Source organism: Pseudoalteromonas sp. BZA4 (genome assembly GCF_040104395.1).
GTDB lineage: Bacteria > Pseudomonadota > Gammaproteobacteria > Enterobacterales > Alteromonadaceae > Pseudoalteromonas.
In genome coordinates this window covers 1-24694 of the sequence record NZ_JBECOT010000043.1, presented here as the reverse complement: position 1 = coordinate 24694, position 24694 = coordinate 1, and the positions used below count along the sequence as shown (strand labels likewise).

Below are 24694 nucleotides of genomic sequence, written 5' to 3'. Positions count from 1 at the left end.
GGCGGTTTCCCGCCTAGTCATTTTAAGCTGCGTTAACTTTTGAGTTGCTTGACTGTTCGGTTTCGCTCTTAGAGTCTGCAGTAGGGCTATCCAATGAAGTGGATTTTGAGTCAGTCTTTTTTTCTTTGTTTTTAATTGAAGCTTTGGCTTTAATTTCTTCGTTTTGTTTTAAAATAAGACTGTCATCTACATACAATTCTAGACCACCTCGAATTAACGAAATTAGTTGGGTGGATTTAAATCGACCCCCACTTCTGTCTTTACCAGGTGATGTAGCGTTGCTAATTTTTGCTACTAATTTTCGTAATAGACCAATCGCTCTATTGCTGTTTTCATGACGACCTAAATCTGTAACAAAACCGGTTAACCAAAGATTTTCTAATTCTGCTACTTCATTATCTAAAGTTTGAATTAAATTTAGTAACTTCCAAGTGACTGGATAGCAAACTGGTACGCTTGATTCATAAGAGCTTGGTGTCATAACTTCTGGTGATTCTTCTAAACCGGCATTTTCCATAAATGCTTCTTTTTGTTTTTGTATACTTTCGATTTCTTGGTTAAACCAATCAGCAAGCTCTGACTCCCAAGCGCTTACTTTCGAATAGAGCTCATTTTCTGTAGTGGTTAACATTAATAATGAACCAATGCGTTCATAAATATTTAATGTCCGGTCACCTTCGTTTTTCCAAAAGTTATGGATGGTGTGTGATTTGAACTGGATATTAGTAACAAATGTTTTATGGATTAGTTGGTCATTATTGATCATGATTTTCTTCCTCAGCTGGAGCGATAAATAGTGTTTTAGAAAGTTTGCAGATCTGCTTTTTCAAACTAACTCTGGATGAATGCAACACTTCAAGTGACTCCCTTAATGGAGCAAGTTGCATTTCAGTTTCCCAATTAATTTTTGCGTGGCCATCCTCGCAATTTTTACTCAGTTGTTTTTCGGTATATCCTTTTTTTGTTGGTGGAATTTCTTTCCCCCAATGCCTATTAATTTTCTTGATAGGTGAGTACTCATGAGAAACCCAAGTGATGTAAAATTTTTCAGAGTTTTTTCGCTGCCTAACTTTTACTTGTAATGTCGATTTTTTAAAATAGCCCGACTCACCATTAATTTGATCTATAAGAACTCTCCTTTTTTTGTGTTGGTCACAAATATCTTGCGCACTTTCTACAATTGGTTTTTCAGCATCCTCGATCGCCTCTAAAACTAATTTCAGCACTTCTATTTCTGTAGACAGCATCTTTAACCCCGAACTTTAATTGAGACTTAATTATGCTTTGCAAAAAGATAGCTAAAGTCGAATTTTCAAACGTATATTCAAAAAAATTAGCCAAAGCACGTTTTTAAATGTGGCGAACCGAAAGTTGAAGTGAACTAAACCTCAAGGGTGTAACTGGGAAATAAATCTAGAGCAATAAAAAGGCTTGCTCTATTTAGATGCAAATAAAAGTTTTCTGCGTTGCGAAACTGCCAAGGAACACTGTGAAGGGGGATTGTTTTTTGCATCATAGATACGCAAAAACTTGTCATTGAATGACATTGGTTAAATTAACTTTTTTCTGCATCATAACTACGCAGAAAAACCGTATTTATAAATTGGGGAGCAATTGCGGCAGGTTTAACATGTAGCCAAACCGACTGTAAATGTTGAATGGTTGCATCATAATCTATGCAACGGAATACCTGTGAGCTTTAAGTCACCTTGTTTTAAACGGTTCTAAAGAGGATAGTTAAGGAAAAAAATATCATTTACGGTTACTGCAATAAAACGAAATTTTGAATCATATATGTAGCAAACAAACTTAAATTATTTGAAATCTAAAAGTTGAGGGCTTTGATGCTTACATCATCAATCTACTCTACGTCTTTTTGTGTGTTGATTTATTTACTTAGAAAAACCTGGCCTTAGCTAACAGAGGGGTTACCCATAATTTTATGAGCATGTTGCTATAGGCAGCGTTGGTATCATGAATAGCAATTTTAGATTTTATAGAATGTGAAGGGCCTTACCTAAAAACTAGAACTTGAATAACCCTCTTTTAAAGTTAAGTGCTCACAATCCGTATAGTGGATAGTGTTAGCCAGTAAAAGATAAAAATCACTTTCCGCAAAGCGGTTAAATTGTTCGCTATATGTTTAACTCATCTTTCATATGCATTTTATGAGTTGTAAGTTCTCTGAAGCTTCAGATAAGCTCATTTAAAGTCCGCCATATGAACCATAGTAAACTTAAGCTTATTCCTCTTAAAGGATGTCGTTGCTGTTTGGTTATTTCCGCACTATGGAAAAACTGCTTCCAGTATTCTTCCGTATATGAACAGGGACTTTGTCTGGTGGTATTTTCGCTGATAATCAATTCTTTCACGATTTTGTTTTTCACCTAGGAAAATAAAAGCATTAGTTTTGCACCATTCTGACTTGATTATGGTTGGCTGAAAGTCTTCACTTCTAGAGCCGTCATGCTCAACATCATAGTGCCACATGCTTAAATCGTAAAACTCAGTTCCGAATTCATTGATGTATTCATTGAATAAATTAATTTTCTCTATTAGAGCATTAAGGTTTGGATGATCTCTACTAGGGCGAAGGGAGAATGCTACTCCGTATCGAAACGAATTATTTTCAAAGCCGATGTTAAATTGAAGCTCGGCTCGACCTCCGAAATGAGCTCCCCAATTTTTTTACTCCCCTTTGGTCAAATACATACTTTGAGGGAGCTCCTGATAAAGAATGAATATTTTTCCTCAATTCTTGAAGGTTACCCAGCTCATATTCTGTGAGCATTTCATTAATTTTATTTGCAATGTGAAACAGAGATTTCATTTAAAGACCTAAAAGTTATACCTGAATTGAGTATTACATTTGGATTGTTAATGGCCAACTTTGATTTTTGATAACAGTACTCGACTTAAATGTCTGGTTATAAAGTATTAGTGATTGTGGTTGTGTTTATTTTTTAAATCATAATGTGGCGATTTATAAATAAATTAAAATTTACAAAATCAACCGTTTAAAATTTCTATAAATTTTAATTGTGAATTATACACTTTGTATAGTTGCCAATTTAGTGAGCTTCTGTTTAAAATGTAGCTTCATTGTTAATAATTTTTTATTGGTTGTGTTATGGAAAATCGAAGTCAATTTTTGGATGAAGCAATATCTATTCAAGTTAGTGCGTTGCTTCTAGTGAAACATGCTGCAGTTGTAGATATTCAATTGGCTGCGCACCTTTTCTGTATTCAATCTGAAGCTGATGTAGTTGCTATACGTGATGCAAGTACAATGGCATTGCAACGACTTGCTAGAGAAAAAACAGTTATTAACGCGGCATCGCTTGGTCTGAATGGAATTAAACAAATGCTAGATGCTATTAAAAGTGCTGAGAATAATGATTCAAAACTTGGCAAGCTTAAAAACTTAGCTGCAAGTACCTCAATCGCTGTGGTAGGGAATTAATTATGAATGCAGTTAGTTCAGAACTCATAGGTTTAGTGGATGGAAGAAGTGTTTCATATAATATAACAAGGGACATTTCACTGATTGTTTCGCTGATGTCTCTTAATGCAAGACCTGCTCTTGTTGCTGAGCTCTTTCCTTATATCAAAATTGGACGCTATAAAGAAATAAAAAGGGAAGTAGACACTATTTCTTCTAAGCCATTTGAGTTCAAGAAAATTGCAAATTCGGTTGGGTATGGATGGGTTGATTCAAACCGCGAAGGATTTTTGATAGCGAATCTACTATTTAATGAAGCTAAAGCTCTTTACCCTAATTTTGATTTTGATAATCAGAATGTTTTTGCCGATATGCTTGTTAATGTTTGTATAAGCTTTAATAAGCGATTCCAAGATTTGGTCGACCCAATTGACATTAATCAAGTTAATTCATTGTTTTGTGGAATTTCTAAGCAGGACTTATACCCAAATAGATGCTCATGTGGCCGCTTTTATTTAAGAACAACCCAAAGCTTCACTTCTTCTTGTCCTTGGTGCCGTTGTGGTGTTAATCCTAAATCAGTGAAAACAATAAAACTTAAAAAAGTAAATATCCATCATTTCGTTCAAGAGCAATCAGTTCGAGTACAACACACGCAAGTAGCTAAAATTTCGTAGGTTGAAAGGAATGAGATTCTATTTAAGTTTAACCATTGTAGCATTGGGAGTAATGAATGCTGGCTTTGTGTCTGCTAAAAGCTCACCGGTTTCTGGAACAGAAAAGCCTAGTAGAGGATGGCACTTTTACGAAGATCCTGAGCTTGTAGATGAGGAAAAGCAAGAAGTTCCAAAGGCGCAACCTCCTTCTGCACAGCCAAATGACAAGAAACAACCAGAAATGGTTGAAATTAATTCAGCATGGTTAAAAGAAAACCTTCCTAAATTACTCAATATAGCTATTGATGATCCTAGTACAGAGAACATTTCTAACTATTATTACGCACAACGTTTAGCTATCGACAAAGCGAATGCATTTAGCGATCAAACAAAAGAATTTTTTATGTTTGAAGAGCAACTTTCTGAAAGTAACCGCCGACCAAATTCAAGTAATGCGTTATTTGCTCATAAAGTAAAAACAAATAAAGATAAAGCCAAAGTGTTCAATTCTTTATTCGATAAAGTTGGGCTGTGGATGTTCTATCGTTCTGACTGCCCGTATTGTCACCAACAACTTCCTGCGATGGAGTCCTTAGCTAAGATAATGGGGGTTGATGTGTTAGCAATCTCAATGGATGGCATTCTTTTAGATAAAGAGTTCCCGGGAGTTAAGCATGTCATCGACCCTAACATGACTTTGTCTCGAAAGTTTCAAGTGAGCATTACCCCTACAACAATGCTTGTCTCAAATGATTGTCAGCACTTTCAAACAATTAAATATGGCATGGCATCAGGTAGTGAACTTGTTCAAAGAGCATTCTATGCAGCAAAACGGATGAACCTCATTAGTGAGGAGCAATTCGTTAAAACACAAGAAGTGAAAGACATTCTTGTGTCAAAGGAGCCTTTAGTAGTTGAAAAGCAAAAGTTAGAAGACAACCCTTCAATTCTATCTGATCTACTCAGAAAGCGGCTTAATGAGATTAACCTTTCAACGACATCAAAGGCTCAGTAATGTTTAAAATTAATAAATTAACAGTGCTAATTGCACTTAGCGCTTTGTCTCCATCAATTCATGCTTCAACTGTGATGGAAGATGTCTTTACTGAAGCTGTAACATTTCAAACGACAACTGCTACTTCATTCAGTACACCAACAAGAAACGGTATTAGTTTTGGTGGGGCTTCTTACAGAGTAAAAGGGGTAAGAGCGAATGTCGTTAATTTCCAACCTCCGAAAATATCTGGAGGCTGTGGTGGCATCGATTTTTTTGCTGGAAGCTTTAGCTTAATAAACTCCGACCAATTAGTGCAAATGGGAAGGGCGATTGCACAAGGTGTACCATCATACGCCTTTAACTTGGCTTTAACTTCAGTTTGTCCCTCATGTAGTAAGTTAATGTCAGACCTTCAAACAAAACTTGATGAATTTAATCAAATGACAGCTAATGGTTGCGAAAAGGCTGTTGGATATTTGGGAGATCTGAAATTAGATGACGGCACAAATGCAGTCGATACTTTCAAGAGCTCAGTGCAGTTTGGTGCTTTAGAAGGACTCGCAAATGATGCTTCAGGTTGGTTAACAGATAGAGGTGAGGCAAACGCTACAAAAGGCGATACAGATAATACAGCTGTTAAAGCAGAAAAAAATGGTGTCGAAGTAGAAGTTAATACAGCTCATCATATTCTAGTGAATGCAAATGTCAGTGCTTATACCCATTCCTCAATCTCAGGTTTGGGTGGTGCAAACTTAAAAGACCTGATCATGTCGTTAACCGGTACAACAATTTCTAGAAAGTCTGGAAGCACAAGCTCGACCGATACTGGGATTGATGTAATAACTAAACCTGCAACTGTCTCATTAAGAGATATTTTCGAAGAGTCTGATACAGGCTCAATTAGAGTAATGAAGTGTAAAAGCACAGATCCAAATTGCTTAAACCCTATTGAACAAACTATCTCAAGCAGAGGCTTAAAGTACATTTTTGATGATATAGCAGAAAAGCTCGTTGCCAAAATTGATAAAAGACTGAATGTAGCTCAGACGGCAGATGAAATAGCACTACAAGCTATTGCAGATTTAAATGCTACAGAGTTAGTTAGCGCTTTAAAAAGCCCTCGGTTGGCCGCAAAGACATTATCATTGACAGCGCAGGAAGCTGTAGCTCAGCAAATAATAACGGTACTTCAGGAAGTGCTTCATAACATCAAGTCAAATTCATCTGTAGGTGTATCACTAAAAGGGGCTGTTGCTAAACCATATATCGAATCACTGGATAAGCTCAATGATGATCTTGATAAAATGCGATACAAAATAGGTGAAGATTTGAAGTTGGTTGCTACGCCATATGCGGTTACCCAGGCAATGAAGTAATTTAAAATTAGCTGGTGGGTTTAATGCTCATGTATGATTAAGTTGTTGTGTCAAAGCGCCTTAACAAATATACGGAAAATTTGTTTGTTAAGACGCTTTTTATTGAAGATTGCAAAGAGGGTACTCATTAAAAGTACGCTTAGAATAATAGGTGAGTTAAATCAATAACTGAAGGCAAAATATGGCGGAATCTAGAGAACTTAGAAGCTTTTGGAAAATGGTGATAGCTGTTTTATATATAATTTATCTTTTGCATATCTACGTCACAAATAGGGTTGTTGCTCTTCTCAGTGATGGTACCCCAAATACGACATTAATTTTACGAGGTTGTACATCAGTTGAATGTCATATCAAAGGTACATTAAGAACAGATCCAATATCTTTGGAAAGCTACATTTTGAAAAGTGATGGAACAAAGCTTTATTTTAATCGCGATGAAATTTCAAGTTTGTCATGGCCAGTTATAGGTGCCAATTCTGAATAAGCTTTGTAATCTTGCTACTCTGGTTAGAGACAGGTTATAAACGATCTAACAAGATAATGCTAGCCGAGTTTGAATATTTTAATGATACTGTATTTTGTTTGGTGCTAAATGATCCAGTAATTCCAAGCAAGCTCTTTATTTCATTATGAGCCCATTCAATGAACTTTTGTGAGCCACTACACAAGCCAATACAAAAGCATTTATTATTTCTTTGGTAATATTTCCTAACCCATTCATCACCTTCAATATAGCCTGCAATAAATGCCAGTACATTAGTTGATTGAGATAATTTAGGTGGGCTTATAGTTAAACTTTTCTTACGTACAATGCCAAACTGTTTTAGTGGTTTAGCAATTACCTTAGAGGTAAATCTAACTTCAACCATAACCGCGTTACTTGCAGAAAACCGGTAACTTAAGGTGTTCCCAAAATCTAAATACTTAGCAAAATCGATCAAAATGAGCTCATTGTTAATGTGTTGAGAAAGGCCAATACGTTTATCACCATCAACCCATCCATCTGCAGCAATAAAGCCAGCCCAGAACGCACTTTAAATTGATCCGTCAGAAAAACATTCATCATTTACTGCAAAGCGGCCATAAGCGAGTTTTTTAATTTCAAACTTGGGGTTAAATCCATCTTTACTGGCTGGAAATTGTTGAAGAAAGCTAGGGCCTGTTGAACTTTACTGTACATATTTCAATCAGCAATACATAGGCAACCACATCATTGAAAATGCCAGTGAGACCATGCTGACATAGTTCCGTGCTAATTTTTCATATCTAGTTGATATTGCAAGATAATGTTTAATTCTCGCAAAGGCATTTTCAACTAAGTGGCGATATTTATAGAGACACCAATCGATACTGTTTTTGTCTATATCTTGACCATGATTCCGCTTGGGGATGACTGAAGCGCCTCCTTTGGCTTCAATATATTCCCTCAACATATCACTATCATACCCTTTGTCGCCGACGAAAATGTTCACTTCCCGCAAAATGGTCAACTAAGCTTTGAGCGCGAGTTATGTCATTTCTCTGGCCTTCCGATAGTTCAAAATAAATGGGAAGCCCTCCGCTATCCACGGCTAAATGGATTTTTGTAGAGTTACCACCTCGACTCTTTCCTATGCACTCATTGTCTGAGGTCGCTTCGCCAGTGCTATGTTGATGAGCTTTAACAATCGACCCGTCAGCAAAGACCCAATCGTAATCAGAAAGTTTTGCTAACTCATTGAATAACCGGTTTAATAACCCTTTCTTTGACCACAAATTGAAGCGTCTATAAATGGTGCTCCAACCACCAAACTCTGTGGGTAAATCTCGCCATGGGATACCCGTTCTCAGCCGGTAGAGTATCCCTTCAAACGTCATTCTGTGTTCTGGTTTGTTGTATATGCGGCCTGTATTTTTCATTACTTGAAGTAGCTTTAGCCACCGCGTATCAGTTAGCATTAGTCTAGGCATGGTATTGGGTTGTTATTTTACTTTTGGCGAAGCAAATTATAACGCTTTACCATGCCGCTCAAAAACTAATCACGAAAGTTCAACAGCCCCTAATTCTAAGCCTGTATATGCTATTTAAGTAAAAAAATTAAATTTTTTATAAAATGAGATAAAAGTATGAATGCTGGCTGAATGCCTTGTCAGCGTTACATTTGTAATAAAATGAAAGGTAAGTAAATAAAAAGTTCTTAATTTGTAGGGTTGCATTTTTTCATAATTTCGGTAATTTTAATAAAATATCCAAGGAAGAATGAACCAAGTCAACAGCTTAGCTTTGTGCTTTCTTGTGTTTTTATAAGTATAGGGAAATAACCTAATGAAAAAAGCTAGCTTATCTGCCATTATCTTCGCCCCCCTTTTCGCCGGTTGTGTATCTACAACCGACACAAGTACATCTGCTAATCTAGACAGAAGTGCAGCCGTTGCAGAGTTAACAACTCGCATGGACACTCTCGGCTATTTTCACCCAGTTGAAGTACAACCAGGGATAGATGAGTTTTTAAATATGTCCGCTATTATTTTAGAACGTCAACGCAAGGTTATGGCTGAGTATCGCACTCAAACTGATAACTATAGAGATGTGCAAGCATTTTTATATGCTCATAAGAATTCTACACCTGAACGATTACAAGCTGCCATTATTGAATTTGACGCAGGAGCTAAAAATAAAGACGAAGAAATTGGTCATAAAATTGCGGCTTATAATTTAGCTAATGAAGGTATTTACCAACAAAATGTAGAGCTTGCGACAGACTTAACAATTGAAATAGCTAAGTCTGCTTATATTTTGAGCCAGCACAGTAGTGCAGTAGCTAAAGTTACAGCTTTGCGAATGGGAGGTGATGTAGTTAGCTCTTGGTTATCAAGCGATGAAGAAAACGCCGAAAAAGAAGAAGATCCAAAAGATATAGGCACTGCACTTGTTAAAGCAAAAGATCAGCTTGCATTAGCACTTGAAGCAAACGAGATTATTGAACTTGAGCAAGCAACTATCACAGCTATAAATGAGCTTCAGCTTGAGCAAGAAGAGAAAGGCAGATGAAAACAAGCATTTTTGCTTTTTTAGTAGGATGTGTTTTTAATTGTTCAGCTCAAAGTTGGCCTGACTGGGTAACCAAATCCCATAAAAGTGATAAATACATTACTGCAGTCGGCATTGGTGAAAGTCGCTTAGCCGCAAAGCAAGCGGCTCTAGCCGACATTACGACTCAGTTAAGCGTTAATGTAAATACACAGCAATTACAAACGCTAAAAAAGCAAAATAATCGAGTAAATAACTATTTTGAACAAACAACGAGCTTAACTAGTTTACCTATTACATTAACGGGGCTTGAAGAGCTTAATTCGATTAACCAAAATAATTTATTTGCTTTAAAAGTGGGCATAAAAAAAGCGACTTTAATCGCTAATCTTAAATCTGATTTAGAGGGACTAGAGCGTATAGCCATCCCCAAAAATAATGTAGAACAGCGATTTATATGGGCTCTTCAAAAAAGTGAAGAGCTTAATCTTGCCTCAAAAAAAGTCGCTTTGTTAGAGCACCTATCTGGCCCTAAGCCATTTATAAAACAAATTTTAAATAAACTTTTAAATGAACAGTCAATAGGGTTAGGCGCTATCGCTTGCGATGTGATAGGCGCTAATAACATTAGCCAAATAAAGTCCGCTCTAAATGATGCGTTACCGCATAGTGGTTCAACTCGCTTATGGGTAAGGCCACAATTACGATGGCAGTATGCTCAAAGCGATAATGCCTACCTCGCTAAAGCAAATCTAACCATTGTACTTACTCGAAGCGTGAGTCCATTTAAAGTACTGTTACAGCACAACATATCCGCCCAAGAAAGTGCCAGCACTCAAGAAATCGCAAAACAAAACGCGATTAATCATTTAGTAAAACAAATTAAAGCGCCTGCTAGTCAGTGGCTGTTTGATAATTAGGAATAGCAATGAAATTAGTCAAAAATTTAACTCTTTCTGCACTAACTATTGCCTTATTGGCTGGTTGTAACACAAGCCCAAAACAGGGAAGCACGACTCAATCTGGCACAGTGAGCAACAACGCTTCGAATACAGTAATCGCCAAAAGTGCTTATGAATTTAAAGATGCTGATATTGTAATGCCAGCCTATTTTGATACTCAAGGTTTAGAGCGTTGTACCTTCGATATTAATAGTGAAATCGATAGTTGCCCACTCAAAAAACCTATTGTACGTATGTATTTTGACTTAGCTGGTGTAAGCGGAAGTGGTATTGGTGTTGATGCAATGCGTGAGTTTGATAATCAAAATTTATTGCTTATGCTCGAAAACCAATTTGCTGGTATTAATCGATTTAGAATTGTTACGCGTGATGATGATGCTATTTCAAAAGAACAACAGTTAATTTTACAACAACAAGGTGTAGCAACAGCAGCTAAACGCGCTGAAGTTAAAGCATTAATTCCCGATTTTGTCGTGAAAATTGATTCACTAAGGACACTAAAAACTGAAGGGGCGATCACGGATTGGGCCGACTACACATTAGAGCTGACAACTGGTGTTATAAACCCGCAAACACGTGAAAAGCTATCGCACCCAAATTTAGGAAAGATTCGTGTTAAATCGGAAGATGTACGTGATCGCTCAGAGTTGAAATTTACAACTGTAAGCGGACGCTATGCAGCGGGTTTCCATTTTGATCAAAGTGCTCATGTAAATGCAGTACTTAGCGACATGGGATCGCGTGGTATTGATATTTTACTTACTCGTATGTTGAGTGAAATGCCAGCAACAGCGCAAGTGTTAGGTATTAAAGGTAATAAGATTAGCTTAGACAGAGGCCAAAATGCAGGTGTGCTGCCTAACGAAACGATGATCATTTTTAGCTATGAGGCTGGATTTGTTGAGCCACTTGGCGTTGCAAATGTAAACCCTTCGCGAAGTAGCGCTAATGGTGAAATTATTCGTTGGAAAGACTCTCGTGCAGCTGATGATGTTAAAAACAAAGCTGAAAATGGCATTTACCGTCCATCAAATGTTGCCAAAATATTTGCTGTATCGGTTGGCACGCCAGCAGACTTTTTGGAGAATAGGACATGATCAAAAAGCTTGGCCTATTAGCTTTGTGTTCTTTAAGTGCACAAGCCCAGGTTGATGTCTTGGCTGATGGCACATTGCAAACACAGGCGTGTGCTTATGGTCGAGGTAGCACGGCTATTTCTGGTGCAAAAGCTCAGGCAAGTGCCGAGCTTATAAGTTTTATTAAAGGTAACAAAAGCCTAACAACACAAGGTGCACAGCAACATTTAACATCCAGATTAGATGATGATGCGGCCAGCTTATATGAGCAGCAACGAACTACGATGATGGAAGGGTTGAGTGCCGGTGCTGTTCCTTTAAACTACTCAACGCCTACGCTTAGCGGTAACGACACGTGCATGACTGTAAGCCTCAATCCACAGGAATTAGGAGAGCCACTACAGCAAAACTGGCAGCAAACCACGCAAAATTTTAGTGTGACAGTAATAGGCCAAGGCTGGAAAAAAGAAGGTAAAACAGCACTAACCATAGCAGAGCAAGATGCTTTACAACGTGCTGTATCGCAAGTGGTAGGTGTATGGCTTACTCAGCAACATACCCAATCTTCAAGCACGAGTATGAGTATTGCTGAGGGTAATGAGTCAACAAGTATGCAAGAGCTGATAGGTCAACAGCTTTCGAGTCACAGTGAAGGGCTTGTTAAAGAGTGGCAAACGCTGCAAACCAAAGAGCTCAAAAATGGGGGGGTAGAAGTTACTATTTTGGCTGTGGTAGAAAAAGCACCTCTCATTCAAAAAGCATCTAAATTACTGAGCATGATTGGTTCGCCTAGAGTCCAAGTTGTTGCGCCAGAGCCATTAAAAACAGAGCTTAAAGTTTGGCTAAACGAGCAGGGTATTGAGGTTGGTAACGTAGCGAGTTTAGCTATTTATGCGAAGTCTACAGTGATTAGCCGAGGGAACAACAGGCAGCTTTATTTAACTGCTGACGTTAGAGACTTAGCTGGAAATATTTATGGTCAATGGAAAAACGACCCTTCATTTATGTCATTGCCTAAAGGCCCATACGTTGAAAAAGATTTAATGGCTGTACATTTAGCAAGTGAGTCACAATCAAAAGCACTTCATAGCACGCTTAATAATGCATTTACTCAAGTTGTTGCAAGGGGGGGGTTAGTTCGTGAAGTCATGTTGCCAAGTAATAAGTTAACCCAACCAGAAAAACTGCATGATGTATTAAGTACATTAGGTGGCGTAAGCGACGTATCTATACACAGACAACAAAAATATACTGTAGCAAGCCTTAGGTTTAAAGGTGATACCGGTGAGCTTGCTAATGCGCTCGATCAAGCATTAATGACAATAACAGCAAAAAACCTTTCGAAAATTACAGTCGAAGACGATTTTACACTCAGGTACAAATAAGGATGGATGATGAAATTTAAAATATTAACATTAGCAATGGTTTTAGCTATGCCTGCAATTGCAACTGAAGAGTTTAGCCTAACAGACATGATACCTGCTCGCCCTGGAGCGCAAGTAGCGGGAGCTGAACAAGCACAAGTTTCTGGCGATGTAGTGGTTGCAAAAGATACAAATGTGGCAGTGGCTGTTGCGCATCAGGCACTAATTGATGATAACGAAGATGGCATAAAAATGATTCAGGTTGGCAGTGGTACCGGTATTTTATCAATCGGTAGTGCTAGCTATAACACTTACGACAATATGAATGCATCGTTACTTTCTAAACGCGGGGCTTATAATCAAGCGTATCTAATTGCTAAAAAACAATTAATTGAAAATATGAAGGGAGTGGAGCATCAGTGCAGCAATGTCGTGTCTGCAATTATGGATTCTATCGATACAGGCGTCGAAAGTACTGTAAATGAACAGACTAATATGATGGAAGCGTGTAAAGAGTCTGTATCTGGTTCGCTAGCGGGTTTTGTTACCTATGATGTATACGACAACGTTGATGAAAAAGGTGTACGAGTAAGCCTGATTTCAACACCAAAAACACGTGCTCAAATTAAAGAAAACCGCGGTGCCGTAGCGGTGACTACTGAGCCAAATGCTATTTTTCAACAAGTAATTGGTGATGTTAAAAGCGGTGTTTTACCTCCTGTAGGCGCTAAAGTACTAACTAATGCAGAAACGGGAGAAGTAATTGTATTAGGTTACGGCTCAGCCATTGCCCGTCAAAACCGAAATAAAACGGTTGCACGTAAGCTTAAAGGTGTTGCTAAATCTCAATCACAAACGCGTGCCCGTTCAGCGTTGCTTGCCACCATTCAAGGTGAACAAGTGTATTGGCAAGGTAGCTTTAATGAAAAGCAAATGGAAGGCACTAAGCAGTTTGAATACGAAGACCCATATTTAAATGATCCACAGCAAGTAAAAATTCTTGAAGAAGACCGCAGTACTTTTTTAAATCAATTAAAAACATCAGATGAATACTCAACTGTTGCAAAGGGTAAATTACCACCGGGAGTGAGCGTCAAAAGTTTTGCAAGTGATGATGGTTTCTGGCAGTACAGTGTTGCTGTTTACGCGCCAAGTTTAGAGGCAACAGCGCGCCAAGCTGCAAAAGAAATGGCTGGTAATAATGGACAAACAGTAAACGGCGTCAGTCGTTATGGTCATAAAATTAAAGCTCATGGTGGGTTAAATGATAAAGCGGCTAATCCTCAGGGGGCATCAGGTAAAGTAGCGAGTGAAAAGGAGCTTTAATGTTAGCACCTATTTTAGCGCTTACATTGGTGGCTTCGGGCACCTTTGACTCAGAGCAAACAATTGAAAAGCAAACTGCTTATTTTAAAAGTCAGGCTAATGGTCAATACGCCCGAGTAATGGCGTTAAAAACGAGTGCAAAAAATGCGCTTGAGCAGGCATGTCGAAATGCGTTGACCCTGCCCCAGCGCAGTATTATTAAAAATACTTTAGCTAAAAAGCTCAATATTACTTTGCCAGTATCGGTAAGCTTTATTGACGCTGAGATTGCGGGCTATAAGCAAGAAAAACAGCAAGAATGGTTAACTTGTACTGGCGTTGTAATACCTGCTGCGCATGATATTAACGAAGCAGGTCTTGCCGTTAGAGCTGCTTGGCAGATTGGTAGCCAAAAAGATAAAACAAACTTACGTTCTTTATTGCAAATAGCATTAAACCACCCTACAACAATGTCTGATGCGGTGGCATTAGTTGCAGATCAATCACCAGAAGAGCAACGCTTAAGCTATCTCGATAAATATTTAAAAGTGAGTGAGTTAATACTCGATGAAGCTAAAGCGTCAGTTGCACAAACGTGGTTTGTTAATAGGCGCTACAAGCAAGTTATTTCACTAACCCAGCAATGCAAAAGTTTAGATTGTAAGCGTTTAAATTTAGCTGCTCAAACTGCTTTTGATAACCTACCAGCTGATGATTTAAGTAGCTACTTTTAATTTTATTGGGATATAAAAATGCATCCAATAGCTAAAATTCTTCTAAAAATAGGCGTATTCGCTAATTTAACAATGGGTTTTACCAGCATAGCTCAAACGAATAATGAGGCTGAATTTGAGGCTTTTCTAAAAAAGCGCCAGAGTGAGTTTAGCCAGTTTGAGCAACAACAAAAGCAAGAATTTGAAGCGTTTGTAAGTGCTTGGCATGATGCGCAAAATGCATATTTAAAACAAGTAACTACAAAATGGCAAGACCCAAATCTGCCAAGTTCAAAAGTATGGGTCAAATACAGTGATGACTTAAATAAACGCACCAGTGTAAATTTTGAAAGTGGTGAAGTGGTGGTTGAGCTATTAAATAGCCGAAACAACGAGCAAGCTGTTGAATATGCAAAAGAGCAATTAAATGAACTTGCTCAAGTCTCGGTTGATAAAACACTTGCAAAGGATCCGGTATATATTGCAGCTAATAATACCATTAACAATAAGAGCTTCACTTCTGCGGGTCAGTCTTTAAATAGAAAAATTGAAAGAAATAAGCCATTAACAACGATTCAACCTAAAAAAATAGCCGAGCAAACGGTGCTTTCTACCGAGATTGTAGAAAAGGTACTTTCTGCCAAGGCGCCTAAAATAATTAAGCAAAAAGACAGAGTAACAATTAGTTATAAGCTGCCTGCTAATACGCTCTCTAATCAAGCAAAACGTTACTTACCTGAGGTTCAGCAACAAGCAAGGCGCTACAATATAGAGCCGGCATTGTTATTAGCCATAATTCATACTGAATCAAGTTTTAACCCATTAGCTCGCTCACCCATACCTGCCTTTGGTTTGATGCAAATAGTTCCTACATCAGCGGGTAAAGACGTGAGTAACTTTTTGCAAGGTAAACCATTACTACTAAGCCCTGAGTATTTATTCCAGGCAGATAATAACGTAGAGGCAGGGAGTACTTATGTGCATATTTTAAGTAATCGTTACTTTAAAAATGTACGTAACGAGCAATCAAGAATTTACATGAGTATAGCTGCTTATAATACTGGCCCTGGCAACGTAGCCAAAACGCTAAGTGGCTCTAAATCACTTAATCAGGCAAGTATTGCAGCTAATTCAATGTCTGCAGAGAAAATTTATACCTTAATGGTTAACAATTTACCTGCGCAAGAAACCCGTAATTACTTACAAAAAGTGGTAAAACGCACCGCTTATTATCAAAAGCAATTGAAAGGAATTTAAAATGAAAAAGTTATTACCTGTTATAGCCGCTTTAGCTTTAGGTGCGTGTTCAAGCACTCAACAAACACAGTCTGAGCCGTTAGCAAAAAATGATTCAGTGCCAAGCTGGGTATTATTACCTGTGTCGGATAAAGGGTTAGCTTCATCATCATGCGTACCTTGGTCTGGCAGTATGTCTACCGACAGAGCACAAGCTATTGCAGCAGCTCGCGCCGATTTATCACAACAGATACAGGTTAAAGCAAGCGTTATGGACAAGCTATATCGACGTAAAGCGCAAAGTAATGATGAGCTAAATGTTGGTGGAACGTTTGAGCAAGTAAGTAAGCAAGTTGCACAGCAAAGCCTTGTGGGTGCTGTGCCGCAAGAAGTTGCTTTTGCTAAATTAGATGGTGTAAAACAGCTTTGTACATTCGTTGTAATGAGCAATACACAAGAAACGTTTAATAACCTGGTCGCTCAATCTGGTAAGCGTTTAGATCCAAGTTCACGCGAAGCTCTTTACGAAGAGTTTAAAGCCCAAAAAGCAATGAAAGATCTTGAAAAAGAGTTAGATAATTTAAATAAATAATAGAAAATTCTTTATTACTAGGGCGTGTTGATCTTTGTGGTATGAAGAACAAACAGCATGAAGATAAAGTATAATTGAATTCGCCAGAAAACTTTACACCGAACCTACATGCCAAGATTAATGTTAACAGACGGGACATGGAATGTCTTATCAAAAGTAATGTACTTAAGTGGTCGAATTTATAATAAGCCCGACCAAAGAAAAACGCTCGAAGGCATACTGTATAAGATGCGCACAGGTATTCCATGGCGAGATTTACCTTCTGATTTTGGCCGTTGGAGTGCTATCTACAGACGGTTTAATTTATGGTCCAAAAAAGGGATTTTGAATGAACTGTTTCGCGCATTATCTCGTGATGCGGACATGGATTGGGTCTTCATTGATGGCAGTATTGTCAGGGCTCATCAACATAGTTGCGGTGCAAGAACTGCTGACAATGAATCAATTGGAAAGAGCCGAGGTGGAAATTCTACGAAAATTCATCTTGCAGTCGATAGCGGAGGATTGCCTGTTTATTATGAATTATCCTGTGGAAATACGCATGATATCGTCCATGCAGAGTCACTCGTAGCTAATTGCCCAACAAGTAATATGGTTGTCGCAGATAAAGGCTACGACAGTGAAAAACTGAGAGCGTTTATTCGTGATAATAACGCTACTCTCGTTATTCCACGTAAGGGCAACCGTTTAGTAGGCAATGAAGATATTGACTGGTGCATGTACAAATATCGGCACTTGGTTGAGAATGCATTTGGCCGTATTAAGCAATATAAAGGGATAGCCACGCGGTATGAAAAGCTTGAACGAAATTATCATTCAATGCTCGCTTTAGCATTTACTATGATGTGGCTACCAATGTGGGCTGATTGATATATGTACTACAAAGATCAACAGCCCTAGCAAAATCGTTTGCATTTTAAACGATATACTGAGTTTCGGGCATACCTATCCCTGTTAGCTTGTTGAGTGCTTTGAGCATGGCGTATGTCTCCCCAACTTGTGCATTGTAATTTCGAAGCGTGAGTGAAGCGCCTAGTAGTTGTTTTGCGCGATACTTAGCGGTCTCCGACAATGAACGCCTGTGGTAACCATATTTTCGTTTCCACTTTTTGTTCGAACCATAGAGCTTTTGGCAACCAACCGCCAGATTACGTGGATGACCTTTTTCCCAGAAGGCGGCTCCTTCACGTGGAGGGATTAGTAGAGGTATCGCTTTCTTAACCCTAATCGCCCTGTGGCACTCCCTTGTATCGTAGGCGCCTTCTCCCGAAATTTCCTTGATGGATCGGCGTGTTCGTTTGAGTAAATTTGGGAGTACTTCCGCATCTGTCACGCCTGAAATATTGTACTTGCGCCAGTTAGTGGTTTTTAGCGAGGCTTCGGCATGTAATCAAAGTTAGTGAATGAATATCCCTGATCTGATCGTAAGATTCTGATTTAGTTCATTCGATTTCCGCAAAAAAGCCCACGCTAATTATAATCAGGCACTGACTGAGTTGAGAGACTAGCGTAAGCTACGAACTGTTAATCAAGTTCGACCACTATTTTACCAATCTGCTGATTGGACTCCAGATAGTGATGCGCTGCTACTATCTCTTCAAATTTAAAGCTTCGATCAATGACAGGATTGAGTGTTCCCTCGGATAAACCCGAGAGGATAAATTGCTTTGCTCTGCGAAAACGCTCGATGTCTTTTATAACTTCAGTAAACACATACCCCCTAACTGTCAGACTTTTACGAAGTGCTATTTTTAAGGGAAAAGGAGTTGTTTCGGGACTTAATGCTCCGTGAACTATTATTGTTCCTTCAGGGCTCATTGCTTCAGCAATTTCAGCTATCTGCGGCCCACTGACAGCATCAAATGCGATTTTTAAATTGTTTTCTCCCAAGATACTTCTCAAGCTATCCAGCAGCGGTTCTTCTTGGGTTGCAATCACATGGGCCGCGCCAGCCTTGAGCACAGCAGCCTTTTTAGCTCCTGTTAGAGTTGTAGCGATTGGGATACCCCCCAGAGCATTCACAATTTGAATCGCAGCCAATCCAACACTGCTCGATGCGGCGGTTATCAGTACTGCATCGCCTTTTTGCACGTTAGCAATTTCGACCAAAGCGCCATAAGCTGTCATGTACTGCATCCAAGCTGCTGCGCCTTCAGCAAAGGTTAGCCCTGCTGGTTTGAGTGCCACATATTCACTTGGTACGACAATCTCTTCTGCGTAGCAGCCGTTCTGAGAAAGCCCCATCTGAGGGACAATACAAACCTCGTCCCCAAGGCGTAAATGATTTACCTCTTCCCCGACTTCAATGACTATCCCGGATGCTTCATAGCCGATTCGCGAAGGGAAGTCAGCCTTTTCTATATAGCTGCCTCGCCTAAACATGGCATCAGCACGATTGAGCCCAACAACTTTGACCGCAATACGTACATCAGTGGCCTGCAAACTTTGACTCGCCAGCGAGTCAATAGTTAATACCTCGGGGCCACCTAATTCATGGAAACGAACAGTTCGAATTAGTTTTCTTGGGCTCATATGCATCCTCAACAATGACTTTTTAAGTAATTACATCAATAACGACTTTACCCATGGCTCCCAACTCTACGGCATTATGTGCATCCATTGCCGTGTCTAGGGAAAAGCGTAACGGATCGAGTAGTGGCTTAATTTGTCCAGCTTCAACAAGAGCCGTAATTTGCCGCAGAATGTCACCATGATGTTTGCGCCCCTCTCCGCTGAGCTGTGGATGTAACACAAAAATCGCTGACAATGTTGCAGAGCGTAATGACGACGGTGCCAGGTTATGTGAACTGAATGCAGCACAGCTTAAAATATGTCCATAATGTGCAATGATATCTAATGAAGCATCGAGTACAGAGCCACCGACAGTGTCGTAAATGATATCGAATCCTTTGCCTTGGGTGTATGCGTCCACGTACTCAGCAGGGCTTGCAGTGTGATAATCAATTGGCGTGGCACCTAGCGCCTTGAGCAGTTGTTGTTTTCCAGTCGACGCAGTGGCATAAACGTCGGCACCTAAGGCCTTAGCAATTTGCACAGCTACATGCCCAACTCCGCCAACTCCACCTTGGATAAGGACTTTCTGGCCCGCTTTAACATTCGCCTTGTCAACCAAACCTTCCCAAGCGGTAAGTGCAACCAGAGGTAAAGCCGCAGCTTCACGCATGGACAAATTTTTCGGTTTGAGAGCAAGTAACTCAGCATCTACGTTGGCATATTCAGCCAATGATCCTTGCAATCCTCGCACTCCGCCAGTCAGACCATAAACGGCATCGCCTATTGCAAAGTCGGTGACGCCGTCGCCGACAGCAACAATTTCTCCAGCTAAATCGGTGCCAAGTACTGCGGGCAATTCCGGCATGGCGTAAGGAGCGATACCTTGGCGGATCTTGTAATCAATAGGATTGACTCCACTTGCAAATATTTTTACTTGCACCTGACCTGCTGATGGAGAGGGTAAGTTAATCAGGGCATCCCGGAATACTGTATCCTCTTCATAGCTATCTAATACCAAACCACGCATTTGTCTGTTTAACGCTGTCATCAATAACCTCACAAACTGAATATTCAGCGGGTGGTTAAATCACCCGCTGGTTAATCGGTCTTTTATTAAACGAATTAAAACTCTTGAACAGTTGGGCGCAGAACAATCTCGTTGATATCCACATCCGCAGGCTGCTCAATTGCGTATGCGATAGCACGAGCAACAGATTCAGATGGAATTTCATTTTGCTGATAAAAATCTTTTACAAAGGCTGCACCTTGAGTATCTGAACTTCCATGTTTTAATTCAGATTCGACTGCACCTGGTGAAATGATTGTTGAACGAATTTTACCGCCAACTTCATGGCGTAAGCCTTCGGCAATAGCGCGAACAGCGAATTTGGTTCCGCTGTAAACCGTGCCGCCGGGACTGAATACTTTGATACCCGCTACGGAAGAAATATTGATAAAGTGGCCTGCTCCCTGAGCCTGAAAGATCGGAAGCGCTGCGGCTACTCCATACAGCAGACCTTTAACGTTGATGTCAATCATGCGATCCCATTCGTCAACTCGAGTCTCAGCTAACGGTGCAATCGCCATTAACCCTGCATTATTGATAACCACATCAACTTTACCGAAGCGCTCTTGTGCAAGATTTACAAGGGCCTTCACTTCGTCCTGGCTAGTCACATCTGTCGCTTGAACCGCAACTTCTCCGCCCGCTGCACGTATGTCAGCAGCAATAGCTTCAAGCTTCTCAATGCGTCGGGCACCTAAAACAACAGATGCGCCAAGGCTGGCTAAATGTCTTGCCGTGGTCTCGCCTAAACCGCTGCTACCACCAGTGATAACAACGACCTTACCGCTGATGTTATTTGCTAAAACACTGCTCATAGTTAATATCCTCAAATAAGTTGAATGACGTTGTCTAAATAACAAGCAAAGTATCTCTTACCTTCAAAAATCAATAAATGGAAATATTTTAATTTCACAATTCCATATTTTGGAATAATATTTATGTATTTATTTCAAACCTGAATGTGACTGTGATGCTTAACAGATTGGAAATGCTCCGGATATTTTGTACTGCTGCTGAGTCTCGCAGCTTTAAAGAAGCGGCTAACCGTCTGGGAATTTCTCCTCAGGCAGTGACGCGAGCAGTGAAGGAGTTAGAGCGATTGCAAGGGGAGCTTTTATTTCATCGAAATACTCGACACATACAAGTGACCCTAGTTGGAGAAAAATTTGCTTTGATAGCAAAAGAACGCCTGCGCGCTGTAGATGAATTGTTTCAAACAAGCGCCCCTAACTCGGGTAATGAATTACAAGGGCGTGTTCGTATCGCAGCGCCTGTTGGTTTTGGTCATAAGTGCTTAATGCCTGTGTTACTGGAACTTTCAACAATACATCCTCAACTAGATATAGACCTGACACTCAGTGACGAGCGCGTGGATGTAGTTGACGAAAAAATAGATATTGGGATTCGTATCGGCTTCATGAGAGATAGTCGATTTATTGCCCGCCAGCTCACCAAAATTAATATGTATGTCGTGGCTTCGCCTGACTTAATAAATAGAGTGGGAAGGCCTGCGTCTATTGAAGAACTAAACCACTTGCCGGTTACAGGGTTAGTAGATCGCAATACGGGAAAGCTTTGGCCATGGGTTTTTTCCATGGACAGACAGTGGACGCCATCCATAACACGTTTTCGAAGTGCCGACACCGAAGCTGAATTAATGGCTATACAAAATGGACTGGGGTTTGCTCAAATTCCTGACTTTTTGGCCCAAGACTTATTACGCCAAGAGAAACTTGTGAGAGTGTTAGAAGAGATCGAGCCTGTGCCTTGGGATTTATATATTTATCGCCCTCAACGTGGTCCAGTACCACAACGTATTCGATTGGTTTTTGATCACTTGGTGTCAAGATTGAGTGTCCGCTAATGGGGATGTAACACGTTTCTGGACAAAAACGTTTCAGAGGCGAATTGCGGCTCTTTGTCAAAAACGGCCATTATTTCAAGTTAAGCCTATGCCTTTTAGATTATTCAACTTTACATAAGCTAAAGTGTTCTTATCTTCTAGATAATAGTAGGTAAGATAAAGGATGACTACTCTACTCTAGTGTACTGTCTGGCTCCATGAAGTCTTCTAAAAACCAAGCTGAAAACTCATGCCGACCCTCTACATCCGCTTTGACATATATACTAGAAGCCTGCTGACGAACTGTTTTTTCTTTGGTATCTCTTACACCACTAATTTCTCTAAAACTCAATCCCTTCAGCATTAACATAGCAACTTCTTGTTCACTTTTTGTCAGTCTCCACTGATTAAACTGTTCATTTATGACTTCACTGTACTTTATACGAGCGCGCTTCATTTCTTCCGAAATATTTTTTAGTTGAATGCCCGATTTATCTAATTCACTTTTCAACTGTTTAATACGCTTTGTGCGGTTTGAAATATCTCGAACCAAAAAAACAAAACCAATCGCTGAAGCTAAAACAATCAAGCTTTCTTCGACAATATGCCAAGTTGGAACACCTAAAGAAATATCAGTAATTACATCAAAAAAATTGAGTACCATTATTATAGCTAGAAGCACCGCTATCGATTTATCTTTCATTTAAAATCAACCAGTTAAAAAGTCTATGGGACATTTGTCTCATGAATCTACAACACATGCCTGACGTAAAAACTAAACATTATTTGTAAGGTAACTTCACTTTACAAACCATTCAAGGCAACTATCCCAGTTAGCCTAACAAGAGTCAGTAACAAATGATAGCAACCTCATATCGATTATTCTCATTAATAGCGTCAATGTTGTTAACTGTTTTAAGCATGCATATTCAAGCTGAACAAGTCACCAATTCAGTGATCGCCATTTCACAATTGGGAAATTTTAAACATAAGTTCCAAACCGTACATCGGGTTGACAGTATGGAGATAGAGCAAGTGCTTGGAGAAGTATCCTTCAAACCTAAATCCAGTTTCAAAGTACAACTGCCTTTTACACCGCAACAAATATCTTTTTTATACAATCCGGGTGTTAAGGTAAGTAAAGGACAAAAAGTAGCTAGAATAGAAGGGCCAGAAGTAAATCACTTCTTAGAAGAAATAGATGCCAGTAAATCAATACTTTTAAAAAGTAAGAAGCATCTTGAGTCTGTTAAAAATTATGCAAATTCGAAAACGATAAAAAGTGCTGAATGGTTAGACATCAACAAAACCTATCTTCAAGCAAAGTTAAGTTTTGAACACTTAAGCCATGCACTACAACAATTAGCCATCGATAAGAACGGCGATATTTTTATAATCAGTCCTTCTAATGGTCAACTTGAGTATACGAACGAACAATCACCATACCTTTTTGAAATAATTCCTTCCCATAATGTTTTTGTAAAATCTTCGCTATTAGCTAGCAATGTAAAAAATGTTAACTCATTTAAAACTGAAGATAATTGCATACTAAAAGTAGAAAATGTTGACGAAACAATCAGCCGTTATAAGCAAACAGTATGGAGTAGTTTCGACTCATCGTGTGAGCTTAAACTCGGGCAACAACTGTTACTAACACCTATCGTTTTAATTGAAGGTATTAAAGTCCCTCACCAGTCATTATTCGAACTCAATAACAAAAGCTATGTTGCAGTAAAACGAGGACAAGAAATAAACTTAGTTAAGGTCATTATTATTGGCAATGAGAATGATAGCTACATTGTTCAATCTGACAATCTAACACCTCAAGCCGAAGTACTTAGCTCCTTTGTTAGCATTGCCCAAGGTCTATTTCTCGGGCTGGGAGAATAAACGATGATAAGTGCGGTGATCAGGTTTTCTCTTATTCAACGAATTTTTATTACTATTTTGACTTTGCTCGTGACTGCTGCAGGAGTCAACGCTTGGTTTAATTTGCCAATTGATGCTTTTCCCGACATTTCTCCTACCCAAGTAAAAATCGTCTTAAAAGCACCGGGAATGACAACTTCGGAAATAGAAACTCAAATTACACGTATTGTCGAAACAGAGTTACTCGGTATTCCATCTCAAAAGATTCTTCGTTCAACCACAAAATATTCTATTACTGATATTACACTTGATTTTGAAGAAGGCACTGATATTTATTGGGCGAGACAACAAGTAAATGAAAGGCTGATGAATATTTGGGCTGAACTCCCAGAGGGTATTTCTGGTGGTCTTGCTCCTATGAGTACGCCTCTAAGTGAAATTTTTATGTTTACAGTTGATAATCCAAACTTAAGCCTTCAACAGCGACGTGATATTTTGGACTGGCAGATCAGACCGATTCTTCGAACAGTTGAAGGCGTCGCAGATGTAAACAGTTTAGGCGGCTATGTAAAAACATATGAAATAACACCAACTACTTTGAAAATGAAATCACTAGACGTTTCTTTTAGTGATATTGAACAAGCCGTAATAGCTAACAATTTAAATGGAGGAC

Annotated in this window: 25 protein-coding genes and 1 pseudogene; 17 read left to right on the top strand and 9 right to left on the bottom strand. The window is 39.2% G+C overall.

What is annotated here, in order from left to right; all coding sequences use genetic code 11:
- Positions 1–22: 22 nt before the first annotated feature.
- Both ABMY41_RS15785 and mobI read right to left on the bottom strand, forming a co-directional pair.
- Positions 23–766, bottom strand: a complete 744-nt coding sequence (locus tag ABMY41_RS15785; protein WP_138558829.1) for a hypothetical protein — start codon at positions 764–766, stop codon at positions 23–25.
- Positions 756–1247, bottom strand: a complete 492-nt coding sequence (gene mobI, locus ABMY41_RS15780; protein WP_138558828.1) for a conjugative transfer protein MobI(A/C) — start codon at positions 1245–1247, stop codon at positions 756–758. Before mobI ends, ABMY41_RS15785 begins: the two co-directional genes overlap by 11 nt.
- A gap of 1883 nt (positions 1248–3130) precedes the next feature.
- Here mobI and ABMY41_RS15775 point away from each other — a divergent pair.
- The 5 genes from ABMY41_RS15775 to ABMY41_RS15755 all read left to right on the top strand — a co-directional run bounded on the left by ABMY41_RS15775 (position 3131) and on the right by ABMY41_RS15755 (position 6955).
- Positions 3131–3463, top strand: coding sequence for a hypothetical protein (locus ABMY41_RS15775; RefSeq protein WP_138558826.1), 333 nt, complete (start codon positions 3131–3133; stop codon positions 3461–3463).
- Positions 3464–3465: 2 nt separating this feature from the next.
- Positions 3466–4119, top strand: coding sequence for a hypothetical protein (locus tag ABMY41_RS15770; RefSeq protein WP_138558825.1), 654 nt, complete (start codon positions 3466–3468; stop codon positions 4117–4119).
- Between the two features lie 10 nt (positions 4120–4129).
- On the top strand, positions 4130–5113 hold the full coding sequence (gene traF / locus ABMY41_RS15765) for a conjugal transfer protein TraF (RefSeq protein ID WP_349275379.1): 984 nt from the start codon (positions 4130–4132) through the stop codon (positions 5111–5113).
- Entirely contained in the window at positions 5113–6471 is a 1359-nt protein-coding gene (locus ABMY41_RS15760; protein WP_235373820.1) for a conjugal transfer protein TraH, read from the top strand. Before traF ends, ABMY41_RS15760 begins: the two co-directional genes overlap by 1 nt.
- 181 nt (positions 6472–6652) lie before the next feature.
- Positions 6653–6955, top strand: coding sequence for a hypothetical protein (locus ABMY41_RS15755; protein ID WP_036973894.1), 303 nt, complete (start codon positions 6653–6655; stop codon positions 6953–6955).
- A 34-nt stretch (positions 6956–6989) separates the two neighbouring features.
- On the opposite strand, the gene ABMY41_RS15750 is transcribed toward ABMY41_RS15755, so the two are convergent.
- Entirely contained in the window at positions 6990–7412 is a 423-nt protein-coding gene (locus ABMY41_RS15750; protein ID WP_036973893.1) for a hypothetical protein, read from the bottom strand.
- Between the two features lie 246 nt (positions 7413–7658).
- Positions 7659–8421 (bottom strand): IS5 family transposase gene (locus ABMY41_RS15745; protein WP_235373819.1). Its coding sequence is split into 2 segments (ribosomal slippage): positions 7659–7952 and positions 7954–8421, totalling 762 coding nucleotides; the frame shifts between segments, so codons are not numbered across the junction.
- Between the two features lie 355 nt (positions 8422–8776).
- On the opposite strand from ABMY41_RS15745, the gene ABMY41_RS15740 reads away from it, so the two are divergent.
- From ABMY41_RS15740 to ABMY41_RS15700, 9 genes are all read left to right on the top strand, one after another.
- Positions 8777–9502 carry a hypothetical protein gene (locus ABMY41_RS15740; protein ID WP_036973892.1) on the top strand — a complete coding sequence of 242 codons (726 nt, stop codon included), beginning with the start codon at positions 8777–8779 and terminating at the stop codon, positions 9500–9502.
- A complete protein-coding gene (locus ABMY41_RS15735; RefSeq protein ID WP_235373818.1) occupies positions 9499–10401 on the top strand; it encodes an LPP20 family lipoprotein in 903 nt (300 codons plus the stop codon). Before ABMY41_RS15740 ends, ABMY41_RS15735 begins: the two co-directional genes overlap by 4 nt.
- Before the next feature lie 8 nt (positions 10402–10409).
- Complete coding sequence (locus tag ABMY41_RS15730; protein WP_036973889.1) at positions 10410–11540, top strand: hypothetical protein; 1131 nt, start codon at positions 10410–10412, stop codon at positions 11538–11540.
- Positions 11537–12904, top strand: coding sequence for a hypothetical protein (locus tag ABMY41_RS15725; protein WP_235373817.1), 1368 nt, complete (start codon positions 11537–11539; stop codon positions 12902–12904). Before ABMY41_RS15730 ends, ABMY41_RS15725 begins: the two co-directional genes overlap by 4 nt.
- 9 nt (positions 12905–12913) lie before the next feature.
- Entirely contained in the window at positions 12914–14209 is a 1296-nt protein-coding gene (locus ABMY41_RS15720; RefSeq protein ID WP_036973886.1) for a hypothetical protein, read from the top strand.
- Entirely contained in the window at positions 14209–14922 is a 714-nt protein-coding gene (locus ABMY41_RS15715) for a hypothetical protein (RefSeq protein WP_036973884.1), read from the top strand. The genes ABMY41_RS15720 and ABMY41_RS15715 overlap by 1 nt, the downstream gene beginning before the upstream one ends.
- An 18-nt stretch (positions 14923–14940) precedes the next feature.
- A complete protein-coding gene (locus ABMY41_RS15710; RefSeq protein WP_036973883.1) occupies positions 14941–16158 on the top strand; it encodes a murein transglycosylase domain-containing protein in 1218 nt (405 codons plus the stop codon).
- Between the two features lies 1 nt (position 16159).
- Positions 16160–16729 (top strand): hypothetical protein, encoded by a 570-nt coding sequence (locus ABMY41_RS15705; protein WP_036973882.1) that lies wholly within the window; start codon positions 16160–16162, stop codon positions 16727–16729.
- A gap of 108 nt (positions 16730–16837) precedes the next feature.
- Positions 16838–17599 carry an IS5 family transposase gene (locus ABMY41_RS15700; RefSeq protein ID WP_036973881.1) on the top strand — a complete coding sequence of 254 codons (762 nt, stop codon included), beginning with the start codon at positions 16838–16840 and terminating at the stop codon, positions 17597–17599.
- A 46-nt stretch (positions 17600–17645) separates the two neighbouring features.
- Here ABMY41_RS15700 and ABMY41_RS15695 read toward each other — a convergent pair.
- From ABMY41_RS15695 to ABMY41_RS15680, 4 genes and pseudogenes are all read right to left on the bottom strand, one after another.
- Positions 17646–18068 (bottom strand): annotated as a pseudogene (locus tag ABMY41_RS15695) (IS5/IS1182 family transposase); the annotation flags it as partial.
- 185 nt (positions 18069–18253) lie between these two features.
- Complete coding sequence (locus ABMY41_RS15690) at positions 18254–19261, bottom strand: zinc-dependent alcohol dehydrogenase family protein (protein WP_036973880.1); 1008 nt, start codon at positions 19259–19261, stop codon at positions 18254–18256.
- Positions 19262–19283: 22 nt separating this feature from the next.
- On the bottom strand, positions 19284–20291 hold the full coding sequence (locus tag ABMY41_RS15685) for a zinc-dependent alcohol dehydrogenase family protein (RefSeq protein ID WP_235378156.1): 1008 nt from the start codon (positions 20289–20291) through the stop codon (positions 19284–19286).
- Positions 20292–20365: 74 nt separating this feature from the next.
- Positions 20366–21124, bottom strand: coding sequence for an SDR family oxidoreductase (locus ABMY41_RS15680; RefSeq protein WP_235373815.1), 759 nt, complete (start codon positions 21122–21124; stop codon positions 20366–20368).
- 155 nt (positions 21125–21279) lie between these two features.
- On the opposite strand from ABMY41_RS15680, the gene ABMY41_RS15675 reads away from it, so the two are divergent.
- Positions 21280–22173, top strand: a complete 894-nt coding sequence (locus tag ABMY41_RS15675) for a LysR family transcriptional regulator (RefSeq protein WP_235373814.1) — start codon at positions 21280–21282, stop codon at positions 22171–22173.
- Positions 22174–22345: 172 nt separating this feature from the next.
- Here the strand turns inward: ABMY41_RS15675 and ABMY41_RS15670 are convergent, their stop codons facing one another.
- Positions 22346–22855, bottom strand: a complete 510-nt coding sequence (locus ABMY41_RS15670; RefSeq protein ID WP_062564760.1) for a LuxR C-terminal-related transcriptional regulator — start codon at positions 22853–22855, stop codon at positions 22346–22348.
- 218 nt (positions 22856–23073) lie between these two features.
- On the opposite strand from ABMY41_RS15670, the gene ABMY41_RS15665 reads away from it, so the two are divergent.
- Positions 23074–24042, top strand: coding sequence for a hypothetical protein (locus ABMY41_RS15665; RefSeq protein WP_253036289.1), 969 nt, complete (start codon positions 23074–23076; stop codon positions 24040–24042).
- Positions 24043–24045: 3 nt separating this feature from the next.
- A partial coding sequence (locus ABMY41_RS15660) for an efflux RND transporter permease subunit (protein ID WP_349275374.1) occupies positions 24046–24694 on the top strand: 649 nt, incomplete at its 3' end.